This window comes from Pseudomonas sp. NFX1 (assembly GCF_051123555.1).
Lineage (GTDB): Bacteria > Pseudomonadota > Gammaproteobacteria > Pseudomonadales > Pseudomonadaceae > Aquipseudomonas > Aquipseudomonas capeferrum.
Window position 1 is genome coordinate 1,472,550 of record NZ_CP169366.1, and the last position, 24,714, is coordinate 1,497,263.

At 64.3% G+C, this 24,714-nt stretch carries 18 protein-coding genes, 1 pseudogene and 1 riboswitch; of the genes and pseudogenes, 12 read left to right on the forward strand and 7 right to left on the reverse strand.

Going from position 1 to position 24,714, the window contains the following annotated elements; translation table 11 throughout:
• The first annotated feature begins 99 nt into the window (after positions 1-99).
• The 8 genes from DJ563_RS06305 to asnB all read left to right on the forward strand — a co-directional run bounded on the left by DJ563_RS06305 (position 100) and on the right by asnB (position 9,400).
• Positions 100-1,260 carry a glycerate kinase gene (locus tag DJ563_RS06305; protein WP_434519058.1) on the forward strand — a complete coding sequence of 387 codons (1,161 nt, stop codon included), beginning with the start codon at positions 100-102 and terminating at the stop codon, positions 1,258-1,260.
• A 323-nt stretch (positions 1,261-1,583) separates the two neighbouring features.
• Entirely contained in the window at positions 1,584-2,780 is a 1,197-nt protein-coding gene (locus DJ563_RS06310; RefSeq protein ID WP_434519059.1) for an AMP-binding protein, read from the forward strand.
• A complete protein-coding gene (locus DJ563_RS06315; protein WP_434519060.1) occupies positions 2,777-4,492 on the forward strand; it encodes a prenyltransferase/squalene oxidase repeat-containing protein in 1,716 nt (571 codons plus the stop codon). Before DJ563_RS06310 ends, DJ563_RS06315 begins: the two co-directional genes overlap by 4 nt.
• A 9-nt stretch (positions 4,493-4,501) precedes the next feature.
• Complete coding sequence (locus tag DJ563_RS06320; RefSeq protein WP_274100563.1) at positions 4,502-4,909, forward strand: hypothetical protein; 408 nt, start codon at positions 4,502-4,504, stop codon at positions 4,907-4,909.
• Entirely contained in the window at positions 4,906-5,190 is a 285-nt protein-coding gene (locus DJ563_RS06325; protein WP_274100564.1) for an acyl carrier protein, read from the forward strand. Before DJ563_RS06320 ends, DJ563_RS06325 begins: the two co-directional genes overlap by 4 nt.
• Complete coding sequence (locus DJ563_RS06330; RefSeq protein WP_434519061.1) at positions 5,187-6,182, forward strand: AMP-binding protein; 996 nt, start codon at positions 5,187-5,189, stop codon at positions 6,180-6,182. Before DJ563_RS06325 ends, DJ563_RS06330 begins: the two co-directional genes overlap by 4 nt.
• Positions 6,169-7,554, forward strand: a complete 1,386-nt coding sequence (locus DJ563_RS06335) for an amidase family protein (RefSeq protein WP_274100625.1) — start codon at positions 6,169-6,171, stop codon at positions 7,552-7,554. Before DJ563_RS06330 ends, DJ563_RS06335 begins: the two co-directional genes overlap by 14 nt.
• A gap of 10 nt (positions 7,555-7,564) precedes the next feature.
• Positions 7,565-9,400, forward strand: coding sequence for an asparagine synthase (glutamine-hydrolyzing) (asnB, locus tag DJ563_RS06340; protein WP_434519062.1), 1,836 nt, complete (start codon positions 7,565-7,567; stop codon positions 9,398-9,400).
• A gap of 2 nt (positions 9,401-9,402) precedes the next feature.
• On the opposite strand, the gene DJ563_RS06345 is transcribed toward asnB, so the two are convergent.
• The gene (locus DJ563_RS06345) at positions 9,403-10,344 is read right to left on the reverse strand and encodes a LysR family transcriptional regulator (RefSeq protein ID WP_434519063.1); all 942 of its coding nucleotides are present in this window, start codon (positions 10,342-10,344) and stop codon (positions 9,403-9,405) included.
• 203 nt (positions 10,345-10,547) lie between these two features.
• Between DJ563_RS06345 and DJ563_RS06350 the strand changes: the two are divergent.
• Positions 10,548-11,183: pseudogene (locus DJ563_RS06350) on the forward strand (SDR family NAD(P)-dependent oxidoreductase); the annotation flags it as partial.
• Positions 11,157-12,266, forward strand: coding sequence for an SMP-30/gluconolactonase/LRE family protein (locus tag DJ563_RS06355; protein WP_434519699.1), 1,110 nt, complete (start codon positions 11,157-11,159; stop codon positions 12,264-12,266). The pseudogene DJ563_RS06350 and the gene DJ563_RS06355, both read left to right, overlap by 27 nt.
• Here DJ563_RS06355 and DJ563_RS06360 read toward each other — a convergent pair.
• From DJ563_RS06360 to DJ563_RS06375, 4 genes are all read right to left on the reverse strand, one after another.
• Positions 12,256-13,236 (reverse strand): site-specific integrase, encoded by a 981-nt coding sequence (locus DJ563_RS06360; protein ID WP_274099022.1) that lies wholly within the window; start codon positions 13,234-13,236, stop codon positions 12,256-12,258. The genes DJ563_RS06355 and DJ563_RS06360 overlap by 11 nt on opposite strands.
• Positions 13,237-13,270: 34 nt before the next feature.
• A complete protein-coding gene (locus tag DJ563_RS06365; protein ID WP_274099021.1) occupies positions 13,271-15,640 on the reverse strand; it encodes a putative bifunctional diguanylate cyclase/phosphodiesterase in 2,370 nt (789 codons plus the stop codon).
• Positions 15,641-15,720: 80 nt separating this feature from the next.
• Entirely contained in the window at positions 15,721-16,707 is a 987-nt protein-coding gene (locus DJ563_RS06370; RefSeq protein ID WP_274099020.1) for an SCO family protein, read from the reverse strand.
• Positions 16,708-16,767: 60 nt separating this feature from the next.
• Complete coding sequence (locus tag DJ563_RS06375; protein WP_434519700.1) at positions 16,768-20,094, reverse strand: Ig-like domain-containing protein; 3,327 nt, start codon at positions 20,092-20,094, stop codon at positions 16,768-16,770.
• 309 nt (positions 20,095-20,403) lie between these two features.
• Positions 20,404-20,519, forward strand: a riboswitch (TPP riboswitch).
• A 79-nt stretch (positions 20,520-20,598) separates the two neighbouring features.
• Between DJ563_RS06375 and DJ563_RS06380 the strand changes: the two genes are divergently transcribed.
• Together DJ563_RS06380 and tenA are read left to right on the forward strand one after the other, a co-directional pair.
• Positions 20,599-21,246 (forward strand): TenA family protein, encoded by a 648-nt coding sequence (locus DJ563_RS06380; RefSeq protein ID WP_434519064.1) that lies wholly within the window; start codon positions 20,599-20,601, stop codon positions 21,244-21,246.
• 2 nt (positions 21,247-21,248) lie between these two features.
• Positions 21,249-21,908, forward strand: coding sequence for a thiaminase II (gene tenA, locus DJ563_RS06385; RefSeq protein WP_434519065.1), 660 nt, complete (start codon positions 21,249-21,251; stop codon positions 21,906-21,908).
• Positions 21,909-22,043: 135 nt separating this feature from the next.
• Here the strand turns inward: tenA and DJ563_RS06390 are convergent, their stop codons facing one another.
• Both DJ563_RS06390 and DJ563_RS06395 read right to left on the reverse strand, forming a co-directional pair.
• Complete coding sequence (locus DJ563_RS06390; protein ID WP_274099016.1) at positions 22,044-23,231, reverse strand: MFS transporter; 1,188 nt, start codon at positions 23,229-23,231, stop codon at positions 22,044-22,046.
• Positions 23,232-23,645: 414 nt separating this feature from the next.
• Positions 23,646-24,641, reverse strand: a complete 996-nt coding sequence (locus tag DJ563_RS06395; RefSeq protein WP_434519066.1) for an aldo/keto reductase — start codon at positions 24,639-24,641, stop codon at positions 23,646-23,648.
• Between the last annotated feature and the right edge of the window lie 73 nt (positions 24,642-24,714).

Consider the following 24,714-nt stretch of genomic DNA (forward strand, 5'->3'; position numbering starts at 1 on the left):
CATTTGCCCAAACAACGCCTCTGCTGTCTTGTGCATTTGACCGAGGCCAGCTCGCCAGGCAACTGTCAGCATGCCGCTCATCTGGACAGGAGAATCCCCATGAAGATCGTCATCGCCCCCGACTCGTTCAAGGACAGCCTCGACGCTGCCGGTGTCGCCCGCGCCATTGCCCTGGGCCTGGCCGAGGTGTGGCCGGATGCCGAGTTGGTCGAATGCCCCATGGCCGATGGCGGTGAAGGCACCATGGAGGCCATTCTTGCCGCCAGCCAGGGCGAACTTCGCCGCCTGGCCGTGCGTGGCCCTTTGGGGCAAACCGTCGAGGCCGGTTGGGGGTGGCTGGCGCAAAGCCGCACCGCAATCATCGAGATGGCCCAGGCCAGTGGCCTGCAATGGGTGCCGACCGAGCAGCGTGATGCGTGCCGCAGCAGCACCTGGGGCACTGGCGAGCTGATCGCTGCCGCGTTGGCCGCTGGTGCCCGGCGTATCGTGCTGGCAATTGGCGGCAGCGCTACCAATGACGGTGGCAGCGGCATGTTGCGCGCCCTGGGCTTGCGCCTGCTGGATGCGGATGGCAAAGCGCTGGAAGAAGGGGGCCTGGCCCTGGCAAGGCTGGCGCACATCGATGCCAGCGACCTGGACCCACGGCTGGCCGAAGTGCAGGTCGAAGTGGCTGCTGACGTTGACAACCCGCTGTGTGGGCCCAATGGCGCCTCGGCGATCTTCGGCCCGCAGAAAGGCGCAAGCCCGCAACAGGTGCAGGCGCTGGACCAGGCGCTGGGGCATTTTGCCGATCACTGTGCGCGGTTGCGCGGTGAGGATGTGCGCGACTTCCCTGGCTGTGGCGCCGCAGGCGGCATGGGGTTCGCGGCCAAGGCGTTCATGGGCGCGCAATTCAGCCCTGGGGTGGAGGTGGTGGCGGAGCTGGCCGGGCTCGATGCGCTGGTGCAGGGTGCTGACCTGGTGGTGACCGGCGAAGGACGCTTCGACGCCCAGACCCTGCGTGGCAAGACGCCGATGGGCGTGGCCCGGGTCGCCAAGCGTCACGGTGTGCCGGTGGTTGTACTGGCCGGCACGCTGGGGGAGGGCTACCAGCAGCTGTATGCCCATGGGATTGACGCCGCTTTTGCCTTGGTCAACGGGCCGATGAGCCTGGAGCAGGCATGCGCCAACGCGCCAACGCTACTGCAGGCGCGCGCGGGTGATATCGCCCGGCTGTGGCGCTGCGCTCCTACCGCCCCAAAAACGCATGTGAAATATTAAAAACATCTTAGTCTGATACCTCGCCCAAAACACAAGGCCAATCGGGTGCTTTTGCCAGAAAAGGACTACATACAGCGAGCGTAAAAGCCCCTATTTAGGCCGATTAATACCTGGCAACTCTCACCGTCGCCGAGAAATAAGTATTTTACTAACCCCCTGTCGCTCGCCAATTCTCTGCGCTGCACATTTGAGAGGGCGAGTCGATGTTGGTTCATGGCGATAAGGATTTCGAAGTATTGAAGAACGCCGAGCGCGAACTTCAACAGCATGTCGGGCATATCCCCGATGCCGCGTTTTATGAGCGAAAGTTGCAAGCAGCCTGGATGCGAGCACAGCACAGCGCCCACTACGCAGAGATAGGCCCCTACCGTTTTTCGGCGTTTCAGCAATTACCGCTGACGGCCAAGGCCTTGCTTAAACGTCAGCCATTGGCGTTCTGTACCGTGGCCCTGGGCGATGCGGCCAAGTACTACGCCACTACCGGCACCACGGGCGAGCCGACCCCGACCCCGCGCCTGAAACAAGACATCATCTGGAATGCTGTCAGCGTCGCCGCCCACTGGCGCTCGGTGCTGCGCCCGGGTGCACGGGTGGCCAACCTGATGCCATCGGACATCGTCCCGGTCGGCGACCTGATCGCCAATGTCTGCGAGTACCTGGATGTCTCCCATGTGCGGCTGTATCCGTTCACCACCGGCATCACCGACTGGGACCGGGTGTGCAACACCTTCGACACCTACCGGCCAACGGTGCTGTTCATCGCCCCCGGCGTGCTGGTACAGCTGACCCGCTACCTCAAGCAGCGGGACCTGTTGCACACCTTCGCCCAGTCGGTGCGCTCGATCATGCTGCTGGGCGAGGTCAACACTCAGCCGTTTCGTGAACGTCTGGCCCGTGGCTGGCAGTGCGAGGTGTTCGACGCCAGCTATGGCAGCACCGAAACCGGCACCTTGGCCGCCGTGGGCGAAGACCAGCAGATGCGCCTGGCCACAGCCACCCACTACTTCGAACTGCTGTTGCCCGACGGCAGGCTGGTGACGCCCGCCGAGGGCCTTACCGGGCGCCTCGTGGTCACCCCACTGAACCTGTATGCCCGCCCGTTGCTGCGGCTGGACACCGGCGACAGCGTGACCATCACCGCGCCGTGGCAGCCCGGGCAGCTCAGCCCCAGCCTGCTGATCAATGGCCGCGACAGTGACAGCATCATGGTTGCGGGTGTCAGCCTTGAGATTCGCGCGGTCGAAGAGGTGGTCTACGGCACCTGTGACGCTACCGGCTACGTGATCGAGATCGACCGCCAGAACGACAGCGCCGCCTTGATCCTGGAGCGCGACGTGCACTGGGACAACGCGCAGGAAAGCCAACTGCAAGCGCAACTGCTGGAGCGCTCCCAACAGCTGATGGGCCTGCGCTGGAGCCGCGTGCTGTTCGTCAACAACCTGTCGGCCATCAACAAAAGTGGTGGCTCGCAAAAAAGCTGGAAGAAGACCAACCTGCGCTTCGTGGGGGGCAAGCAATGACCGCACCACGCTTTGCGCAAGGGCGCGGCCTGGGCAATGGCCAGCCTGACCTGTGGTGCACCTACGCCGCCGTGCGCAGCCTGGCCTGGGTCGAGCGCCTCGACAGCGTCGATACGGCCAGCCTGCACACCTACATTCAGTCCCGCCGCAACCGTGACGCTGGCTTCGCCTGGAGCAAAGGCATGCCGTCCGACGCCTGGGCCACGTTCTATTGCTGCGAAACGCTCAAAGACTTGGGCATTGCCATCGAGCAGGGCACCCAGACCGCCGAATGGCTGCATACCCTGTTCGACGGTGACGCCTACGCCATGTGCCCGGGGCAGACCGCAGACGTCTGGGCCACCCACTATGCGGTGCGCACCTTGGTCGAGGTTTGCGATGGCCGCGTGGCCGACCCCGATGCCTTGTATGCCTGGCTGCAAGGGCTGCAGTGCAGCAATGGCGGCCTGAGCTGGTCGGCGGACTTTGCCCGGCGCAACCTGGCCGATACCCGTGCCTGCTTCTATGGCGTGATGGCTGCGCGCGCGCTGGCTCGGCAAGGGCTGCCAGCGCCGGCCTGGGACGTGCCGCGGTTGATCGGCTGGTTGCAGGCGCAACAGATGGACGACGGTGGCTTTCGCTTCAGCGAAGCCGCCGAGCGGCCTTGCCTGTGGGCGACCTACCGCGCCACGGCCAGCCTCGCAGCATTACAGGCGCAGCCGCTGGGGCCCGGCGAGTGCGTGGCCTGGATCGAGGCGCTGCGTGGCCCGAGCGGCGCCTTCGTGCGCTGGCAGGGCTATGACGTCGAAGATGTCTGGGCCGCCTTTTGTGCGGTGGGCTCGCTCAAGGCGCTCGGTGAGCCGGTGGCACACCTGGCAGATGCCGTCGCCAGCTTCATCACGACCCTGGCGTTGCCGCAGGGGGGTTACACCTATCGGCAGGTCGACGCTGCGGCTGATGTGCTGACCACGGCGGCGGCAGTGATCGGCGAGCAGTTGACGGATGCACAGCGGGCGGACGCGCTGCGCTGGATCGAGGGCTGCCAGATGCCGAACGAGCCCGGGATCATGTACATGCCGGGGCGTGGGGCGGAAGTGCGTTGCACCAATTGGGGCCTGGCCGCCGGTGCCTTCGCTGACCGCCCCGACGCACGCAAGGCAGTCGGACACTGGCTGGCCTCGCTGCAGAACCCCGACGGTGGCTTCGGTTTCTGGGAGGGGCGTGGTTCTGACCTGGTGTCCACTGCATCGGCGGTGGCGATTCTGCAGCAACTGGGTAACAACGCCGGTGTCGACCTTGTCGAGCTCGAAGCCTTTGTCGCCAGCTGCTGCCAGCAAGGCCGCTATGCCGTGTACCCGCGTGGGCAGGCCACTTTGCGCGCCAGCCTGCAGGCATTGATCTGCCTGCGCCATGTTGGCCGGGATATTCGCGCGCAGGCAAGCGACCTGCTGGCCGCGCACAAGGTGCGTCAGGGCGGCTTCGCCAACCAGGGGCAGCGCATCCCTGATCTGCTCAGCACCTACCAGGCCGTGGCGTTGGCCGCAGCGTTGGGGTTGCCGGTCGACCTGGCGCACCTGCGCTTCTTCCTCGACAAGGTGCGCAGCGGCCCGGGGTATGCCTGGTCGCCGCTCTACCTGCAGGGGCACGACGCGTTGTCGGGCTGCCTGGGGCGCCTGTTGCAGGCGTTTGCCGACGGCAATTGCCTGCGCCTGCCCAACTTGCAGTTGTCGTGAGGAGCAGGCATGCCGACCATCACTGTTACCTGCGCGCCGCTGCAGGCCATTGAACGCAAGCGCCTGGCCCTGGCCTTCACACGCCAGCTCAAGGCGCTGGGTGCCGAGCCAGCGCACTGCATGGTGTTTTTCAACCCGCTGGCGCCTGGCTGCGTGTTCAGCGCGGGCATGCCGTTGCCTACCGTGGACGGTGACGGCGCTGCCTTGCAGTTCTACCTGCGCATCACCTTGTCGGTGGCGCGCGACGCTATAGCCCACGCGGCATTGGCAGAAGGCCTGCACCGCTGCCTGGGCACGCACTACCCGGATGCTTTTGTCTATCTGCAGTTCGATCCGATCCTGCCGGAACAGGTGTTCTACAGCGCGGGAGCGGGACTTATCAATGCCGGCAACCCACAAGGAACAACAGGCCCGTGAGCAACTTATCTATTGAACAGCGTATTCGTCAGGCATTGGCGCAGTTACTGGGCGAGGAGGTCCACGTCATCGATAAACAGGACAGTTTTCGCGACTTCATTGGCGAGCGTTTCGACAGCCTGATGGCCGTCGAAGTCATTACCGCCATTGAAAGCTGTTTTGAAATCGAAGTGGATTACCTGAGTGACGATGTCCGCTACTGGTTTGAAACACTGGAGAAGATGGAAACGTTCGTCGCCCAGAAGCTTGAAGATCAATTGACCCTGCAGGCCGCCGAATGAGCGGCGACCATTTGTTCACCACATCGGGCTCTACCGGTGTGCCACGCCAGTGGCTGCGCAGCCACGCGCAGATGACCCAGGAGGCGGCCTTGATACTCGGCCACTGGGCGGCTGGCGCGACCGAGGTCCTGTCATTTGCGCCGAGCACGCACAGCTACGGCATGATCCTGGGCGAGGTCGGCGCGCGATGGCTGAACGCGCGGCTGCAGGCCTGCTCCCTGGAGCAGCAGGTATTGCCGCAACTCGATGGCGACGGGCCTTGTGTGATCCTCGCCATTGCCAGCACCTGGCGGCTGTTGCCCACCCTGTTGGCGCGCTTGTCGGTACGGCGTTCGGTGCTGGTGGTGCACAGCGCTTCGCTGCTGCCGCCCGACGCCTTGGCCATCGTGCAGCGCCATGCCGGGCCGCAGGTGCGCTTCATCGAACTGCTGGGCGCCACCGAAACCGGCGCCTTGGCCGTTCGCGAGCTGGATGCGCAAAGCAACGCGGAGCAACCCTGGACGCTGTTGGGCGACGTCACGTTGCTCAGCCCGATCGGCACGCCGAGCCCGCTGGAAGTCAGCAGCCCGCGTATCGCCCGGGAGCAGGGGGCTGCGACACCGGCCAGCCGTCACCGTTGCGATGACCTGGTGCTGGCGTTGGATGCCCGACGCTTTCAATGGCTGGGCCGTGCCAGCAGCCTGATCAAGGTCAACGGGGTACGGCTCGACCTGGCACGTGTGGCCAGCGAGCTGAGCCAGCAACTGCGCTGCCCGACCCTGGCCTGCGTGGCGGTGCGCGATGCGCTGCGCGCCGAGGCGTTTGAAGTGCTGTTCAGCTCGGCAACGTTGACCGAGCGGGCAGTGCGTGAAGCGTTCACGCACTGGCCAGCGCACCACCCGCGACCGGTCGCCGTGCGCCGGGTCGCCCATCTGCCTCTGTCTGCCACCGGCAAGCCCCAGCCGTGGGCGGCCGCAACTTCTGTCAAGGAATACACCCATGAGCCACGCTGATACCCAGGACACCATCGCCCATTACCTGAACCACTGCGGTGCGCCGCTGGACAGTGGCCGCGAGCAACCCGAATACCTTGGCCTCAGCCTGCGCAAGCGCCTCGAACTGCTGCAGCGCAGCCCCGCGCTGGCGGCTGACTGGGCCGCGCAGTACGACGCCTGGCGCGACCATGCCGACAGCCACTATCGGTGCCTGACCAGCACCCGCCCGGCCGAGGCGCCGTGGTTTCGGCTGGGGGTCAAGGACACCGTGGATGTCGCCGGCCTGCCGACCCGTCTGGGGCTGCGCAGCTACCGTCACTACCCGCAGCGCAGCGCCAAGGCGCTGACCTGCCTCGACCCGCGCATCGTGCTGACCAGCAAGGTGGCGACCACCGAGTTGAACATTGCGTTCGGCGCAGGCTGCCGCAACCCGCACTTCCCGAGCATCGACCCGTCAGGGTCCAGTACGGGGTCTGCGGTCTCCGTGGCGGCGGGCCTGTGCGATATTTCGTTGGGTACCGATGTACTCGGTTCGGTGCGCTGGCCGGCATCGCACTGCGGCATGGTCGGCTTGCGCATGACCCAGAAGGCCGCCAGCCTAGCCGGGGTATTCCCGCTGTCGCCACGCATGGACGCCCTCGGTTGGGTCACTCGCAGTGCCGACGACCTCGACCTGTTACTGCCAATGCTGGGCCTGGCACCGCTGCTGGGTGATCAGCAACCGCTCAAGCCGCACTACCGGGTTGGCCTGTTGGCGCACGCCCTGGACCCGGCACTGACCAGCGCGCCCATGCTCGACATGCTGGGCCAGGCGCGAGCGGCCCTGGCCGACCTGGGCATGGCGCCGCATGAAGTCGCCATGCCTGACCTCTGGGCCTGCCGTGGCGATGCCTGGCAGCTGTGTGCGCGTGACGCCTGGCTGGCCTCGGCCGCCTGGGCACGCCGCTTCGACAGCGAACTGCACTGGTCGACCCTCAGTGCGCTCAAGGTCGGTGAAGGGGTGAGCGACAGCGATTATCAGCGCATTCATGGGCGCATGGACGCCGTGCGCGCGGGCATCGATGCCTGGTTCGACAGCGCCCAGGTGGACTTCGTGGTCTTTCCGATGGACCCGAACCGGCCATTCGACCGGCGCAACCCGCAACCGGGTGACTCGACCATTCCGTCACCCGACGATCACGATTACCCGCAGAAGATCGGCTTCACCCCACTGGCCAGTTTCAGCGGCCTGCCAGCCATCACCGTGCCGGTTGCCCTCAGTGCCGACGGCAAGGCGCCGTTGGCCATCCAGATCATGGGCCGACGCGACAGCGAGCAGCAGCTGCTGGACATCGCCAAACGGCTGCAGGCGTTGATCGGCCTGCTGCCTACCCGCCGTCTTCAGGTGTAAGGAGCGAGCCATGTGCGCAATTACCGGCTGGGTGGACTACACCCGCGACCTGAGCCAACAGCGCCAGGTGCTCGGCGCCATGACCGACACCCTGGCCCTGCGCGGGCCAGATGCCAGCGGCAGCTGGCAGCACCGGCATGCCTTGTTGGGCCACCGGCGCCTGGCGATCATCGACCTGAGCGGTGGCGTGCAGCCGATGACCTACCGCTTCGCCAGTGGTGAGGAAGTGGCGCTGGTGTATACCGGCGAGGTCTATAACCACAATGCCCTGCGCGAGCGCCTGCGACAGGCCGGGCACACGTTTCAGACGCGCAGCGACACCGAAGTGGTGCTGCACGCTTACCTGGAGTGGGGCGAGCAGTGCTGCGACTACCTCAATGGCATGTTCGCCTTTGCCGTGTTCGACGGGCGCGACGGCCATTTCCTGCTGGTACGTGATCGCCTGGGGGTCAAGCCGCTGTACTACGCCCGCCACCAGCAGGGGCTGCTGTTCGGCTCGGAGATCAAGGCGGTGCTGGCGCACCCCGACTTCGCCAGCGCCCTGGACCCGCTCGGCCTGGTGGATGCCCTGAGCCTGAGCCGGGGTACTACCCGCACGGCGTTGCGCGGGGTCAGCGAACTGCCGCCCGGGCATCGGTTGTCCTGGCGGCCCCATGGGCAGGTCAGAATCAGCCGCTATTGGCAACTGCAACGCCGAGCGCACGAGGATGACCTGGCGACCACGGTCGAGCGCACCCGCGAGCTGCTCGACAACGCGCTGGGCGAGCAGCTGCACGCCGATGTGCCGGTCTGCTCGCTGCTGTCCGGTGGCCTGGACTCGACCCTGCTCACCGCCATGGCGCAACAACGGCTTCAGGCGGAGCAGGGCGGGGCGGTGAACTCGTTCTCGGTGGATTTCGTCGGCCAGGCCGAACAGTTTCAGAGTGACGCGTTTCGCCCGGAACGCGATCAGCCTTACGCCCTGGCTGCCGCGCAGTACATCGGCAGCCAGCACCAGACCATCCTGATCGACAACCGCGAGCTGGTGGCGGACGCGGCGCGCCTGGCGGTGTACCGCGCCAATGACAGCGCGGCAACCTTCGGCGACGTGGATACCTCGCTGTACCTGCTGTTCAAGGCCATCCGCGCGCACTCTACGGTGGCTATATCCGGTGAAGCGGCAGACGAGGTATTTGGCGGCTATGCCTGGTTCCGCGATCCGCAGGCCGTGGCGACAGCGCGCTTCCCTTGGTTGTCGCGTATGCAGCTGTTGCAGCCTGGGCTGATCAACCCCGAGTTCAACCGTGTCTGCGACTTTGCCGGCTATCAGGACAGCTGCTATCACCAGGCCCTGGACAGCGTCGAGCACCTGCCGGGTGACAGCCCGCTGGAGCGGCGCATGCGCGAGATCTGCCACATGCACCTGCAGCGTTGGCTGCCGATTCTGCTCGACCGCAAGGACCGCCTGAGCATGGCCGCCAGCCTCGAAGTGCGGGTGCCGTTCACGGACCACACCTTGGTGGAGTACGTGTACAACGTGCCGTGGTCGATCAAGGGCAAGGATGGCGAGGAAAAATGGTTGCTCAAGCAAGCCAGCGCCGGCCTGGTGCCTCCTGCGGTGTTGCAGCGGCGCAAAAGCCCGTACCCGACGTCGGCCAACCTGGCCTATGAACGCTTCCTGCGGGCGCGCATCGGGCAGTTGCTGAATGCGCCAGGCCAGCCGGTATTTCAGCTCATCGACCGTGGCCGGCTGGCCGCCGAGTTGCGCCAGCCCGAGGGCTACTTCAACTCGCAGCTGCGGCGCAACAACCTGGAGACCGCCTTGGCGCTGGATATCTGGCTGCAGGAGTATCGCCTGACGCTGTAGGGCTACAGGATCAAAGGGCTCTGCAGGGTGTCGCTGAAGCGCTTCGGCGCGCCCTGGTCGAGCATGGCGATGAAGCTGCCCAAGGCAGGCGAGGCGTTTTGAGTGTTCCAGTTCATGTACAGGCCCATGGTCGGGGTCGGCTGGTCCTTGATCGGGCGGATCGGCCGGAACTGCACACGGTCGCGCAGCGTGGAGTAGGCGATCGACTCGGGCACCAGGGCCACGCCGAAACCACAGGCCACCAGGCCGATCAAGGTATGGATCTGCGCCGCTTCCTGGACCACCTTGGGGTAGAAACCGGCCGACTCGCACAGGGCTATCAACTGGCTGTGGTAGCCACTGCCCAGGGCTTGCGGGGTAAACACGAAGTCCTCTTCGGCGAAGTCGCGCAGGTCGACCAGGGGCTGTTGTGCCCTGGCGTGGCTGGCGGGCAGGGCCATGATGATCTGCTCGTTGAGCAACAGCCGCGACTCGATGGTGTCGGGCGGCATGGGCAGTTTACGCATGAAACCGATGTCGGCCTCGCCGGCCAACAAGGCCTTGGCCTGGGAGGCCGAGGGCATCTCACGGATGGTCAGGCGCACATTCGGGTAGACCTCGCGGAACCTGCGCAAGGTGGTGAGCAGCGACTCGTAGTACGCGATGGAAATGGCCGTGATGGTCAGCTTGCCGCAGATGCCTTCGGAAACATTGCGCGCGTACTCGATGCCTTGCTCCAGTTCCTTCAGCGTGCGGTAGGCGGTTTCCAGGAAGGCCATGCCGGCGGCGGTCAGCTTGACCCCGCGCTTGTTGCGCAGGAACAGGCTGAAGCCGAGCTTTTCTTCAAGGCGGTTGATCGCTTGGCTCAGGGGCGGCTGCGCCATGTGCAGGCGGATGGCAGCCTTGTGGAAGTGCAGTTCCTCGGCCACGGCAATGAACTGCCTGAGCAAACGTGTTTCGATCATTCTACGTTCCTTCATCGACATGCAGGGTGCCCGGAAGGCGGCCGGGCCACCCCTGCAAGGCGGCCATCATAGTGCGTGGCACCCGAGTGACAAAGCCCGGTGATATCCCTGAGATATCAAAGTTGCATGCTTTTAATATTAAGTCATTGATTTTTTTATTGTTATCGTAAAAAAGGAGAATCTGAAGGTGCCCCGCAATGCCCATGACAGACCCTTTCAATAATAAAGTTGCCATCATTACCGGTGCCGCCCAAGGGCTGGGCCTGGCCTACGCCATGGCGCTGGCCGAGCGTGGTGCCCGGGTGGTGATCAGCGACCTGGGGACTGACCGCGCTGGTCAAGGGCAAGACCCGTCAGCACTGGACCAGGCGCTCGCGGCCTTGCAGGCCAAGGGCTACAACGTGGTCGCCCATGCCGGGCAATTGGAAGACGAACGTGAGTGCCAGCAGTTGATCGAGCTGGCCATCGAGCATTTCGGTGCGCTGGACATCCTCATTCACAATGCCGGCTGGGTCGATTACCAGGGTATCGAGGCGCAGGAAGAAGCCTTTCTTCAGCGTGCGCTGGGCATCAGCGTGCACGCCCCGGTGTGGCTGGCCAAGCATGCCTGGAAGTACCTCAAGCACTCGGCGGCGCCGCGCGTGGTGCTGACCACCTCGGACCGCGCCATGTACCAGCGCTATTCGCAGCCCGGCCTGGTGGCCTACTCGGCCGGCAAGATGGCCCAGGTCGGCATCATGAACGCGTTGAGCATGGAAGGGCAGGCGCACGGCATTCTGGTCAATGCCATCTCGCCGGTGGCCAAGACCCGTATGTGGGGCGTGACCGACGCACCGGAAGAGCTCAAGCCCGAATGGGTCACGCCGGGGGTGTTGTACCTGGCCAGTTCACTGTGCCGCGACACGGGGTACATCCTGCGCGCCAGCAACGGGCAGTTCACCGCCACCCGTTTCACCGAGAACAGCGGCGTCAGCTACCCGCGCGACCTGGCGCGGGTGCAGGCGGGCAACCTCAAGGAAGTGGCCGAACGCTGGAGCCGCATCAAGGAATGCCACTATGTGCCGGTCAAGGTCGCCAACACCCGTGCCGACCTGGGCGAAAGCCCGGTCTGGGACGCGCGAAGCGGCGCGCTGTACTTCGTCGACATCTCCGGTGGGCGCATCAACCGGCTGAACCCGGACGGCGAGGTCGAGAGCCTGTATGAATCGGCGGCGCGCATTGGTGCCCTGGCGTTGACCGACAAGGGCAACCTGATCTTCACCGAAGACTCCAGCGTCGCCATTCTTGACGTGAACGCGCGCAAGGTGCGGCAGTGTTCCGTGCCGGTCCATCCGCGATCCACCTACCGCTTCAACGATGGCGCCTGCGACCCCCAGGGGCGTTTTGTCAGCGGCCTGATGGACGAAGCGCCGAGCGGCAATACCGGTGCCTTGTTCCGTTTCGATGCACAGCTGAGCGACGAGGTGATCCACGACGGCATGGCACTGCCCAATGGCCTGGCCTGGTCGGAAGATGGGCATACCGTGTACTTCGTCGACTCGGTCGCCCGTTCCATCTACCGCGCCGAATACCTGCCGGAAGGTCGCCTGGCCGAGGTCGTGCTGTTCGCCGAAACTCCCGCCGAGCTGGGCCGCCCGGATGGCATTGCGCTGGACCGTGAGGGCGGGCTGTGGGTCTGCCAGTTCAATGGCAGTTGCCTGTTGCGTTACGACCGTAACGGCCACCTGACCGACCAGGTGGTGATGCCGGTGCCACGCCCGACCAGTTGCTGCTTTGGCGGTGAAGGCATGGCCACCTTGTACATCACCACGGCGCGTTTCGGCATGAACGCGGTTGAACTGCGGCACTATCCGGATGCCGGCGACCTCTACGCCATTCGCCCGGAGATCGCTGGCATCCACCGCCACGCCTTCAAGGAGTGAGCTGATGCACCCGGCTGGCCGGTAACACGGCCAGCTCGCCAAAGCGCTGCGCTGCATCGATGTAGCGCAGCGCCGACTTGGCGTCTTTCCAGCCCACGTAGCTCATCAACGCCTTCAGCTCCCAACCATTGGCCGTGGCCCAGGTGGCGAAACCGCGGCGCAGGGAGTGGCCGGTGTACAACGCCGCCGGCACCCCGGCACGCTCCAGCATGCGCCTGAGCAGGCCGACCAGGCTGTTGCTGTTGAGCGGCGCGTCGCCGAGGTTGCCCCAGCGGTCGAGCTTGCGAAACACCGGGCCATGGGCGATGCCGGCTACTTCCAGCCATTGCAGGTAGGCGGTGACCGGGCACAGCGCCTTGAGTGCCGGCGTGCGGTGCTGCACGCCAAGCGCTTCCCGGTCGCCCTTGCTGCGCGGCAGGAACAGCGTGATGCCGACACCCGCCTCGGCCTGGATATGCTCGATGCGCAGCCGGGCCAGTTCATCACCGCGAAACCCTCTCCAGAATCCCAGCAACAGCAACGCGGCATCGCGACGTGCGCGGCGCAGTGCGGTCAGGTCATGGTTTTCGCGTGCCTGGCGAGCTTCGTCCTCGAAGCACTGCACCGCCGTCTGCAGGTGCTGCAGCAACAGCGGTGCGGCCTGCTTCGGAGGGGTCGGGTGCAGGGTGCGGATACCGCGCAGCACCTGGCGCACCAGCGGTGCCTTGGTCGGGTCGGGGAAGCCCTGGCTGATATGCCATTGGCTAAGGGCCGCAAGGCGTTGGCGCAGGGTGCTCACGGCGTGCAGTTCGGCGTGGTCGGCCAGGTAGCGGGCGACCGCCTCGGCAGTGGCCGGCAGAAAGCCGCCCCATAGGGTCTCGAAATGGTCGATGGCAGCCTGGTAGCTGCGCCGCGTGTTGTCGCGGGTGGCGGCGCGGACGTAGCGCTCGATGTCGGTCATGGTACGGTAGCCGGTATTCAGTGGTGACACGATAAACCGAATCGGCGGGCCTGTCCTGGCACACTTAGCCGCTGTGGCCCATGGCACTGGTTTCGAGTGTATACGCGGGTGAACCCGCTGCCACCAGGTCCTCAATGCCGTTGAAGGGCGGGTAGTCGAGCAGTTGCGCTGGCGACAGCGGGCGGCTGAAGTGATACCCCTGGGCGATGTCGCAACCGGCGAGCTTCAGGCACACCACTTGCTCGCGGGTTTCCACGCCCTCGGCCACCACTTCCAGGCCCAGGCGCTTGGCCAGGATGATGGTGGAGGAGACGATCGGGCTGTCGTCATGGCTGTTGGACAGCGGCGCAATCAGCGAGCGGTCGATCTTCAACTTGCTCAACGGCAGCGAATGCAGGTGGGCAAAGCCCGCATAACCGCGCCCGAAATCGTCCAGGCTGATGCCCAGGCCCGCGTCGCGCAGGCGGTGCAAGTGGCTGACTGCAGTACCCTCGGGGTCGAGGATGGTGGTTTCGGTGATCTCCAGCTCCAGCCGTTGCGCGGCAATTCCGTACCCCTGCAACTGGCTTAACAGCCGCGTGCTGAAGTCTGCCTGGCGCAGTTGCAGCGCCGAGACGTTGACCGCCAGGCGCGCTTCACGGCCCTGGGCGTGCCAGCGGGCCAGCGCCTCGCAGGCTAGGCGCAGCACTTCCCAGCCGAGCTCGATGATGAAGCCGCTGCGCTCGGCCAGGTCGATGAAACGGTCGGGGTAGAGCAGGCCGAATTCAGGGTGGTCCCAACGCACCAGAGCCTCGTAGCCCAGCACCTGGTGGGTATCGAGGCGGATCTGCGGCTGGTAGTGCAGGACGAACTGGTGCTCTGCCAAGGCTGCACCAAAGGCCTGTTCGAGGGTGAAGGCATGGATATCAACCAGGTTCAGCGAGGGGTCGAAGAAACGGTACTGGGCCCGCCCGGCCTGCTTGGCCGAGTACATGGCAGCATCGGCGCAGCGGATCAGGCTGTCGATCTCCTGGCCATCGCGTGGGCAGATGCTGACACCGACACTGGGGCTTGTGTTGACCTCCTGGCCATCCAGGGCATAGGTGGCCGAGAGTTTCTGCACCAGTTCGCGTACCCAGGCGTTGATCTGCTCTTCGCTGCGCTGCCCGGCCAGCAGCACCACGAACTCGTCACCGCCAAAGCGCGAGGCCTCGTCGCCGGGCTCCAGCAGGCGCTGAATACGCCCGGCCACGGCTTGCAGCAGCAGGTCGCCGATCTTGTGACCGAGTGAATCGTTGATCGACTTGAAACGGTCCATGTCGATGAACAGGATCGCCATCAGCCGGCGCTGGCCCCGTTGTCGGGTCAGCGCAAGCCCCGCCACCTCGACGAACTGGCGGCGGTTGTGCAGGCCGCTGAGGTGATCGGTGGCGGCGGCATGGCTGCTGCGCCGGTGGGCCTCCTCGAGCCGCTCGATCAGTTGCTGGTTGACCTGTTGCGCATGCTCCAGGGCACTGAACGCTTCCTGGCGTTTGCGCAGCAGGCGCAAGGTCCAGGCCAGGCTGGCGAGAATCATCAGGGTCATGCTGAGGTTCAGCCAGAACTGGCGGGCGTAGGCCAGGGTCGAGGGCGCAAGAATCGCTTCGTAGCGCTGGCTGACCACCACGCTGAAGCCGCGTTCGGCAACCCGCCGGTACAGGCTCTGGTAGGCGCCACCGGGTGAGTACTGGGTCAGCGCCCCGGCGTCTGGCCCCGCTTGTGGCAGCCCGGGCTCGAGGTTGTCTGCGGCCATCAGCACACCACTGGCGTCGATGCGCAGGCGTTCCTGGCCATCGTCCTGCAGCAGGCGCATCAGGCCCGTGCTGCCCAGGTCGATGTGCTGGAACAGTACCGCCAGGTAGCCGATGTCCAGTTGCACCACGAGGATGCTGTCGATTTCACGGCCAGGCAGGTCGGTGAGCGGCAATACGAACGGCAGGCGCCAGCTGGGCATGGCGTTGATGCCGGGCGCTTCGGCGCTGGGCAGGAAGGGTTTGAAGCCATAGCGGGCCACGTGCAACTGCAACTGGCGCAGCCAGTCTTCAGGCAGTGTCGCGGCCTCGTCGGCATGGCTGGCCGACACCAGCCGACCCTGCCGGTCGTACAGGCTCATGCGTTTGAACACCGGGTCTTCGGCGAGCAGCCGCGCCAGGCTGGCGTTGCCCTGGCGCAGCGCCTTCATGTCGCCCTGGGTGACGCGGCCCACGGCCTGGGCCCGGTCGACCAGCTGGCGCAGGCTCTGCGCGACGATGCTGGCCAGGTTCAGGTGTTCGGCAGCCTTGGCCGACAGTGCATCCTGGCGTGCGGCGGCCTTCTGCGAAACGTGCAGCCCCCAGAGAAAGGCCAGGGTGGCTGCACACAGCATCAGGACCATCAGGCGCAGAAGGCTTGCAGAAGAGAGCGAGCGGCGAATCACGGCGGAGGGTCCCGACCCAGGGTGATGCCGGCAAAATACGACAGCAAGATGACAGGCTAATGACTGATGGCCAATTGCCTCTAAGGTTTTGCCGTATCCGCCAAAGGCGTCTGCAGGCGCGTGGTTTCTTCTTCCATATAGGCCATCAACGCGCTGACCTCGGCATCGCCCAGGCGCATGTTGGGCATCGCCAGGCGGTTGTACTGCTCATAAAGCAGCATGGCCAGCGGGTCTTTCTGTGCAAGCATCTGGTCTGGTGCTTTCAGCCAACGGCTCAACCAGCTGGCATCGCGTTGGCGTGTTACCCCCAGCAAGTCGGGGCCTATGCCCTGTTGCATACCGGGCTCGGTGTTGCCCAAGGTGTGGCAGGAGGAGCAGCGGGTGCGGAAGATCTGCTCGCCACTGCTGGGCGAGCGCACTTCCGGCGCCTGGGCATAGTCGTTGGCCATGGCGCTGGCCTGTTTCCAGTTGTGCAGGCTGTTACCCAGGCGGTCGGCGAGGATGTAGGGGCTTTCGAAGGGCGAGGCTTTCATCCAGCGGCCGGTGGCCTGGTTGCCGATGATCAGGCTCAGGTTGTGGTCTTTGGAGCGGCCGTTTTCCAGGCCCTCTATGTACAGGCCCAGGCTTCTGCGCAATTGCTCGATGTCGTCGGGCTCGCCGGTGAGCAGGGTCCAGCCGGGGCCGATGGCGAATTTTTCGGCGTAGCGTTTGAGGGTGGCGGGGGTGTCGTTGTAGGGGTCGATGCTGATGGAGTAGAGGAATATATCCTTGCCTACGCGGTCGCCGAGGATCTTCTGCACCTGGCGCAGGCGGGCGGTTTCAACCGGGCAGGAATCGGAGCAACCGGTGAAGATGAAGTTGATGGCGACGACCTTGTCCTTGATCAGGTCGTCGAAGAAGTGGACCTTTTCGCCATCCTGAGTGAGCAGGGGGGTATTGGGGAAGTAGTCGGCGCCCCAGGGCGTAGCAGCTTCGTTGGTAGGGGCTTGCTGGGGCTGCACGGGCCAGAACGGGACACTGGCAGCGAACAGCGACAGCACGAGCAGAACACGCCATGAGCCGGTCATGATGCATGCCTCGGAAGGTGAGCCAGTGGGGCTGCGCCGCAGCCCCGTTTCGCCAAGCGATTACTTGTAACTGATCGGCACCGTCACGCTTTGCCCCAGCGTCGATTTCACGGTCGCCGTCGCTGGCGTTGCCGGGCCGTAGCCGGTGGTGGTGACTGACACCCGCCAACGGGCACCGGTGGTGGCTGCGGTCAGCGTGGCCGCGCCCAGGTTCAGCGGGCCGTTGGTGGTTGCCACCGACACGTTGATGCTGTTACCCGTGGCGATCGAGGTAGTCCCTATCAGCTCCCAGGTGTAACGGTTGCCGCTGCGCAATTGCACCGAGGCACTGCTGACCTGGATAACGTCGACGGGTGCTGCGGGGCTCACTGCAACGCTGACCGTGGCCGGGACCACCGACTCGGCACCTTTGGTATCACGTGCCGAGTAGGTGAAGCTGGCGGTGAAGGGCGTGGCGACAGTGGCCGGTGGGGTGTAAGTCACCGTGGTGCCATTGGTACTGGTGGTACCCTGGCCAGAGTCCGGCTGGCTCAAGCCAATGATGGTCAAGGGCAGGTTGCGCTCGGGGTCGGTGTCGTTTGCCAGCACACTAAGCGTAATCGCCTTACCTGCGGTGGTGGCTGCACTGTCGCTGACGGCTACTGGCGGTTTGTTGACATCGTCATCATCGTCATGGGCAGCCGTGCGGAAGGTCGGCAGGCCAACGGAGGCGACGTATTCTACGCCGTCCCAACCCGGCAACGGGGTTGGCATCACCTGGAATTGGCCAGGGTGTTCCAGGTCCCAACGCAGCAGCATGGACGAATCCTCATGCTGGGTGTTGTGGCAGTGCTCCATGTAGGTCCCGGCGAACTCACGGAAGCGGATTGCCACATCCAGTTCTTCCGAAGAGTCGGTTTCCGAGCCGATGCGGTAGACGTCCTTGCGTGCCCATTTCTCCCATTCTGGCGGTGCCTTGCCGTCGCGGCTGAGCACGATGCCTTCCTCGAAGTGCACATGCACCGGGTGGCTCCAGCCATTACCGCCATTCTTGATCTTCCACACTTCGAGGGTGCCGTCGCCGCTGAAGCCAGCTGGCGTGGCTTCGTTGGCCAGTTGTGGGGAGGCGCTGATGCGCCGTGGGTCCATGCTGTAGCCGAAGCCGCCGTCTGTCTTGATGGTCCAAGGTGCAGTATCGGTACCGTCGGAGCGGCCAAAGAGGAACTCGCGGTGGCGGGCGTCCTTGAGCTTGGCCTGGTCGGCTGCGGAATTACGGTCGAGGGTCAACGGGATCATTTTCAGGCCTGCAGCCTTGCCCGGCTTGGCCGGTTCATAGGCGACCGGGTCCATGCTCAGGTCCTGGCCACTGTAGGGCTGTACCAGCAACTGCAGGAACTTGCCCACCACCGGGTCGCCTTTGTCCCATTGCGGGCCCTTGCTGGTCTGCTTGATAACGGCCTTGTATTTCTCCGACAGCACGTCCGCCAGCGCAATGGCCATGTTCGGGCCCTTGCCGGACTGGTGCTCCATCAGGTTGATGAAGTACAGCTTGTCGCCGGCCTTGATGCCGTTTTTGGCGAAGTTGATGATGATGTCGTAACGCTCGGCGATACCTTGCACCGGCAGGATGCCGTTGTTGTCCTTGAGGTCGCCATCACCGTTGAGGTCCAGGGTGCCGTCGAACGGCACGGCGTGTTCCATGATGTTGCCGTCGTTGGCGATCATGTGGAACGGCACGCGGGCATACGACAGGTTGGAACCGGTCGGCCCCTTGAATTCGCCGCTGGTGCCGGCGATTTCACGCACCACAGCGAACTTGAAGTAGCGCGAAACCGAGCCGTTGAGCAGGCGGAAACGGTAGCTGCGCGCCCGCACTTTCAGCTTTGGCTGGTACTGCCAGTTGACCAGGATCTGGTCGCCGAGAAAGCCGTCGGTGTTGAACGGGTTGAACCACAACTGGCCATTGGCATCCCAGGCCTTGTCGGCGATCACCAGGTTGACGTCGTAGTCGCGGTTGCCCCACGGCATGCCGGCCCCACTGGGCAAGCGCAGGTTGACGCCGTCCTGCAGGGCCTCGTTGCCGCGGTCCAGGGCGCTGTAGTAGTTCATCATCGCGGCGTTGCCTTTGTAGACGTTCTGCGCCGTGAAATCCATCATGTGGTCGTGGAACCAGTGGCTACTCATGGTTTCGCGCCAGTCGCCACGAATCTTGATGCTGCCGTTTTCGCAGGTCTTCAGGCCAGGCGACGCATCATTCACAAACAAGGTTTCGCCAGGTGAGCAAGGGAACGCTGCACGCGGGTCCTGGGCACGGGTATTGATCGTGTCGTAGCCAGCCAACTGGACCGGCCAACGGTAGTCGTAGTACTGGCCGGGGAAAAAGTAGGCATTGGCAAAGCCATCGCTCTCGGCCGGTGAGTGGCCGTTATGCTCGTGGGTCGAGAGGGTGTGCAGGCCAAAGCCACCGTTGGCCGAAGGGTCGATCGGCAGGGCGTTGTAGTGGCGCATCAGGATTGACTGGCCATACCGCACCATCAGCAGCTTGGGCGGGAAGGTGCCATCGAACGACCACAGCGATTTGTGGTTCTGCAGGGGCATGCTTGGGTGAAAACGGGTGTCGATGCCTTTGGTGGTGCCCAGCGTGGTAGGGATGTCCGAAGTCTGGTAGTACAGCCCGCCCGGCGCGAACTCGCCGACCGCATAGTTGTGCAGTTGCTTGCGGTCACGCAGCCCGAGGTTGATGCGTGCACCGGCCTGGGCGGTTTTGAATGCAGCCTGGGGGTAGAACTCGTTCCAGCGCTGATGGGACCAGCCTTTTCCTGGTGGCCGGCCTTCAGCCGGCGAGCCGACCGGTTGGCGGTTGAGGAACATTTCGATCTGCGCCTTCCACGGGTTGCGGTCGAGCACGTTGGCGTATTGGGTCGGGAAAGGGTACAGGCCAGGTTGTTTTAGAAACGCCTCCAGCGCCGTGCCGCTGGGGCCGCTGCGGGCGACGATGTTGGGGTCTTGCGCAGGCGCGGCGCCGAGGGTCGGCACCGGGAACGTCAGGCTAGGTACCGGGATGCTTGGGTCGAGCTTCTCGGGGCCGAACTCTTCGAACAGCAGCAGTTGCTGGGTGAACGGCTGCGCACCGAACAGCGGGCTCGGTTTACCGTTGGTGGGGTATTTTTCGGAGGTTTGCAGGGCGGGCGGCAGCACGTTGTCCTTGCGCACGGTGGTGCGGTCGCCGTAGGCACCGTCGGTAAGTTCCAGTGAGCCTTCGTTGGCATCCGGCAGGGTATACAGGTTGAGCAGCGCCGGGTTCGGGTTGGCCGGCTGATTGGTGTAGGCCGAGGGGTCGGTCGGCGGGGGCTGGCTGACGTCATCAAGGGAGGAGGCCATGGCCGGGATCAGCCCGAGGCTGAACATCAATGCAGTGACGGAAGACAATTTGAATGCATGCCTTGTGGGTTGGGTCTTGGCCGATGTTTTCATTGCCTTGTGCCTCGCTCGCGGCTCTATGGCTTGGAGCCATCAATGGCGTTTTGCCTGGTTAATGGACCTGAGCAACGGCTGTGCCAACTGATAATTAAGTAATGCTTTGTTAAACAAAACCTTGCAAGACCTGAATGAGGTGCGGTAGGAGGCGTCAAAAAACGGGTGTAAGTACCCACAAACGGGTCATGCATCACCCACTGTTTGGGTAGTGACAGCACCTTCGTACCTGCTGTATACCTGTGCGCCACCAAGGGGAGCCCCGGCAACGGGCTGAGAAACCGCTGAATGCTTTAGCGCGGTGACCCTTCGAACCTGATCCGGATCATGCCGGCGAAGGGATGGGACTTGCGACCTGCCTTTTTGCCGGCCTCACTGCGAGGCCAGTCCATGCCAGCTGCAACGGTCTCGCTGTCACCCCCTGCAGAGGACAGCATCATGACCGAACGTTTCACGCAAACCCTGCGCCGCCAAAGCGAGCCGACCTGGTCGGCGGCCATCGGGCACCGTTTCGTTACCCAATTGTGCGACGGCAGCCTGCCGGACCCGATCATGGTCCGCTACCTGGTGCAGGATCATCGTTTTCTCGACAGCTTCCTGACCCTGCTCGGCGCAGCCATCGCGACCGCCGACACCTTCGAGGCGCGCCTGCGCTTCGGCCAGTTCGCCGGGATGATTTCGAGTGATGAAAACACGTATTTCCTGCGTGCCTTCGAGGCGCTGGACGTAAGCCCGGCACAGCGCGTAGAAGCCGAGGACACTGCCCCAACTGCAGGTTTCAAGGCCATCATGCGCGAAGCAGCGGCCACCCGTTCGTATGCCGCCGCGCTGGCTGTGCTGAACGTTGCCGAAGGCTTGTACCTGGACTGGGCGATCAAAGCCCCCAAGCCCTTGCCCGAGCACTTCGTGCATGCCGAATGGATCACCCTGCACGACAACCCGGCGTTCCAGGCCTTCGTCGCCTTCCTGCAAGCCGAACTGGACCGCGTGGGGCCGCAGGAGGCTGAGCTGAGCACCGACTTCTACCTGCGTACCGTGGCCCTGGAACTGGCCTTCTTCGATGCCGTGTATGAGGGGGAGGCGTGAGCATGGATATTTTCGATCGCCTCAAAGCCGCCCGTGCCGACCAATGGAATCGCTATGTCGATCACGATTTCGTGCGGCAGATGGGCGAAGGCACGCTGAGCGAGTCTGCGTTTCGGACTTACCTGGTGCAGGACTACCTGTTCCTGATCCAGTTCGCCCGCGCCTGGGCGCTGGCCGCCTACAAAAGCCGCTTGCCGGCTGACATTCGTGCCGCCCAGGCAGGCCTGGCGGCGATTCTCGACGAAACCGAACTGCACCTGCGCCTGTGCGCTCGCTGGGGGCTGACCGAGGCCGATATCCAGGCTGCGCCGGAGCATCAGGCCACGGTGGCCTATACCCGCTACGTGCTCGATTGCGGCGCTGCGGGCGATCTGCTTGAACTGCATGTGGCGTTGGCCCCCTGTGTCATCGGCTATGCCGAAATCGGGCGCACGTTGGCGCAGCGTATTGGCGACCTGAGCCAGCACCCTTATCGTGAATGGATTGGTGAGTACGCCGGGGAGGGCTATCAGGCCGTGGCGGCCAATGCGCGCAAGCACCTGGATGAACTGGCGGCGCGCAGTATGACCGAGCAACGGTTCGTCGAGCTGGCAGGCATCTTCGGCCAGGCGTCGAGCCTTGAAGCCGACTTCTGGCAGATGGGGCTCGATGGCGCTGCCTAGCAGACTGCCCCCGTAAGCTGCGTATCCTGTGGGAGCGGGCTTGGCCCGCGAATGGGGAACACGGTGCATGGCACCGGCTTCGCCGGTGTTCGCGGGGCAAGCCCGCTCCCACAGCCCCCCACTACCGCAATTGAATCAATGGCCCCCCTTCATACGACGGGCCACCAGGTAAATCCCCAAACCGACCAATGCCGTAGCCGCACCGATGTAACCCGTACTGGTCCAGCCCAGCCCCGCAGTGATGGCCATGCCACCCAACCACGGCCCAAGCGCGTTGGCCAGGTTGAACGCCGCATGATTCGAAGCCGCCGCCAGGCTTGGCGCTTCATGGGCAATATCCATCAGGCGAATCTGCAACGGCGCGGCCAGGGCAATCATGGTGCCGACCAGGGCGACGCCCAGCAGCAGCGTCCAAAGCGATTGTGCCGCAAAGGTGAAAAATAGCAGCACAGCAATCGACCAGACCAACACCAGGCCCACGGCGCGGAACTGCAGGCGATCGAACAGTTTGCCACCGGCGATGTTGCCAATGATGCCACCCGCGCCAAAGGCGGCCAGGCCAAAGGGGATCCACTGCGGCGACACCTGGGTCACGTGCAGCATGGTCGGTGCCAGGTAGCTGAACACACAGAACATGCCGGCAAACCCGATCGAGGCAATGGCCAGTGCCATCCACACCTGGGGCAGGGCGAACGCCTGCAGTTCCTTGCGGGGGTCGCTGCGCACTTCATCGTGCGGTTGCGGCACGAAGCGCCAGACCAGGGCGATGGTGCACAGGGCAATCAGCCCGACCAACACAAACGCAGAGCGCCAGCCAAAGTACTGCCCCAGGAAGGTCGCAACCGGGTTGCCCAGCAGCATGGCCAACGTCAGGCCCATCATCACCCGCGCGACAGCGCCCGCCCGCTGGTTGTTTGCCACCATGCTCGATGCCACCACCGCCGCAATGCCGAAGTACGCGCCATGGGGCAGGCCGCTGATGAAGCGGAAGGCTACCAGGCCGCCGAAGGAGGGGGCAAATGCCGTGGCCAGGTTGCCCAAGGCATACAGCGCCATCAACAGCAGCAGCATGTGCTTGCGCAGCAGCTTGGCGCCGAGGATCGCCAGCGTCGGGGCACCGACCATCACGCCCAGCGCATAGGCACTGATGGCATGGCCCACTTCAGGCTCGCTCAGTTGCAGGTTGCTGGCGATGTCCGGCATCAACCCCATGATGGCGAATTCGCCGGTGCCGATGGCAAAGCTGCCCAGGGCCATGGCGGCTTCCATCTTGGCGACAGTGCGTTTCGGGAGGGCTAGCGGTGGTGGTTCTTGGACAGACATTTGAATCCTTATTGAAACATGCTGAAACGTTCAAGGTGGGATCATAGTCAATCAGGGAGAGGCACGTCGAGGCTGCGACGTGCATGTCTTGGGAGGTTCAGCGCCTATGAGATCGAGCGCCGCCCGCGCGGCGCATCGCGACGCAAGGCCGCTCCTACATTTGTTTCGGGCCAATGAGGCCTGTGGCATTAGCGCGCGACCGCCTTGTTTGTACGATACGATATTGAGACAGGCACCAAGGGGCCGCGCGCCAATGCTTCAGGCATAACTGGCCCGAAACAGATGTAGGAGCGGCCTTGCGTCGCGATGCGCCGCGCGGGCGGCGCTCGATCTCATAGGCGCCGAACCTCCCAAGGCATGCACGGCGGCGCTCGATCTCATAGGCGCTGAACCTCCCAAGCCCTACACCAAGGCCTACTTGAACCCCGTAACCGCATGCGGCACATAAGGCGCTTCCAGCCGCATGACCTCTTCATCACTCAACTCAAGCTCCAACGCCGCAATGGCATCGTCAAGGTGCCCAGGCTTCGACGCACCAACAATCGGTGCAGACACGCCGCGGTGCCCGAGCACCCAGGCCAACGCCACCTGCGCCATGGGTACGCCACGTTCAGCGGCAATCAGTTCGACCACATCAATCACTCGGCCATCCTCGGCTTCGGTCCGCTCATAGAACGACTTGCCGGAAACATCGCTCAGCGTGCGCGCCGTCTCCTGCCCCTTGGGCCGGGTCAGCCGCCCGCGTGCCAGCGGGCTCCAGGGCATCAGCCCGACGCCTTGGTCCTGGCACAAGGGGATCATTTCCCGCTCTTCTTCCCGATACACCAGGTTGAGGTAGTTCTGCATCGAGACGAACCGGCTCCAGCCATTGGCCGCGGCAACGTGCTGGGCTTTGGCGAACTGCCAGGCATACATCGACGAGGCACCGATGTAGCGGGCCTTTCCGGCCTTGACCACATCGTGCAGCGCTTCCATGGTTTCTTCGATGGGGGTGTGATAGTCCCAGCGATGCACCTGATACAGGTCGACGTAATCCACCCCCAGGCGGCTCAGGCTCGCGTCGATACTGCTGAAGATGGCTTTGCGCGAAAGGCCCTGCTCGTTGGGCTTGCTGGCGCCTTCCCACATGTTCGCGGGGTAGAAGACCTTGGTCGCGATCACCGTGTCTTCACGGCGCGTGAACGCCTTGAGCAGTTGGCCCAGGATGACCTCCGAGGTGCCGGCCGAATAGCTGTTGGCCGTGTCGAAGAAGTTGATGCCCTGTTCCACCGCGTGGCGGATGATCGGGCGGCTCTGGTCCACATTCAGGGTCCAGGGATGGGTACCGGCATCGGGGTCACCGAATGTCATGCACCCCAGGCACAGCCGGGAGACATCCAGGCCGGTGTTTCCGAGTTTGACGTACTGCATCTGCGTGCCCTCTCTGGCGGCATTGCCCGGCGCAGGTTGCCGAGCGATGGCACAAGGTTAACGGCGATGCGGC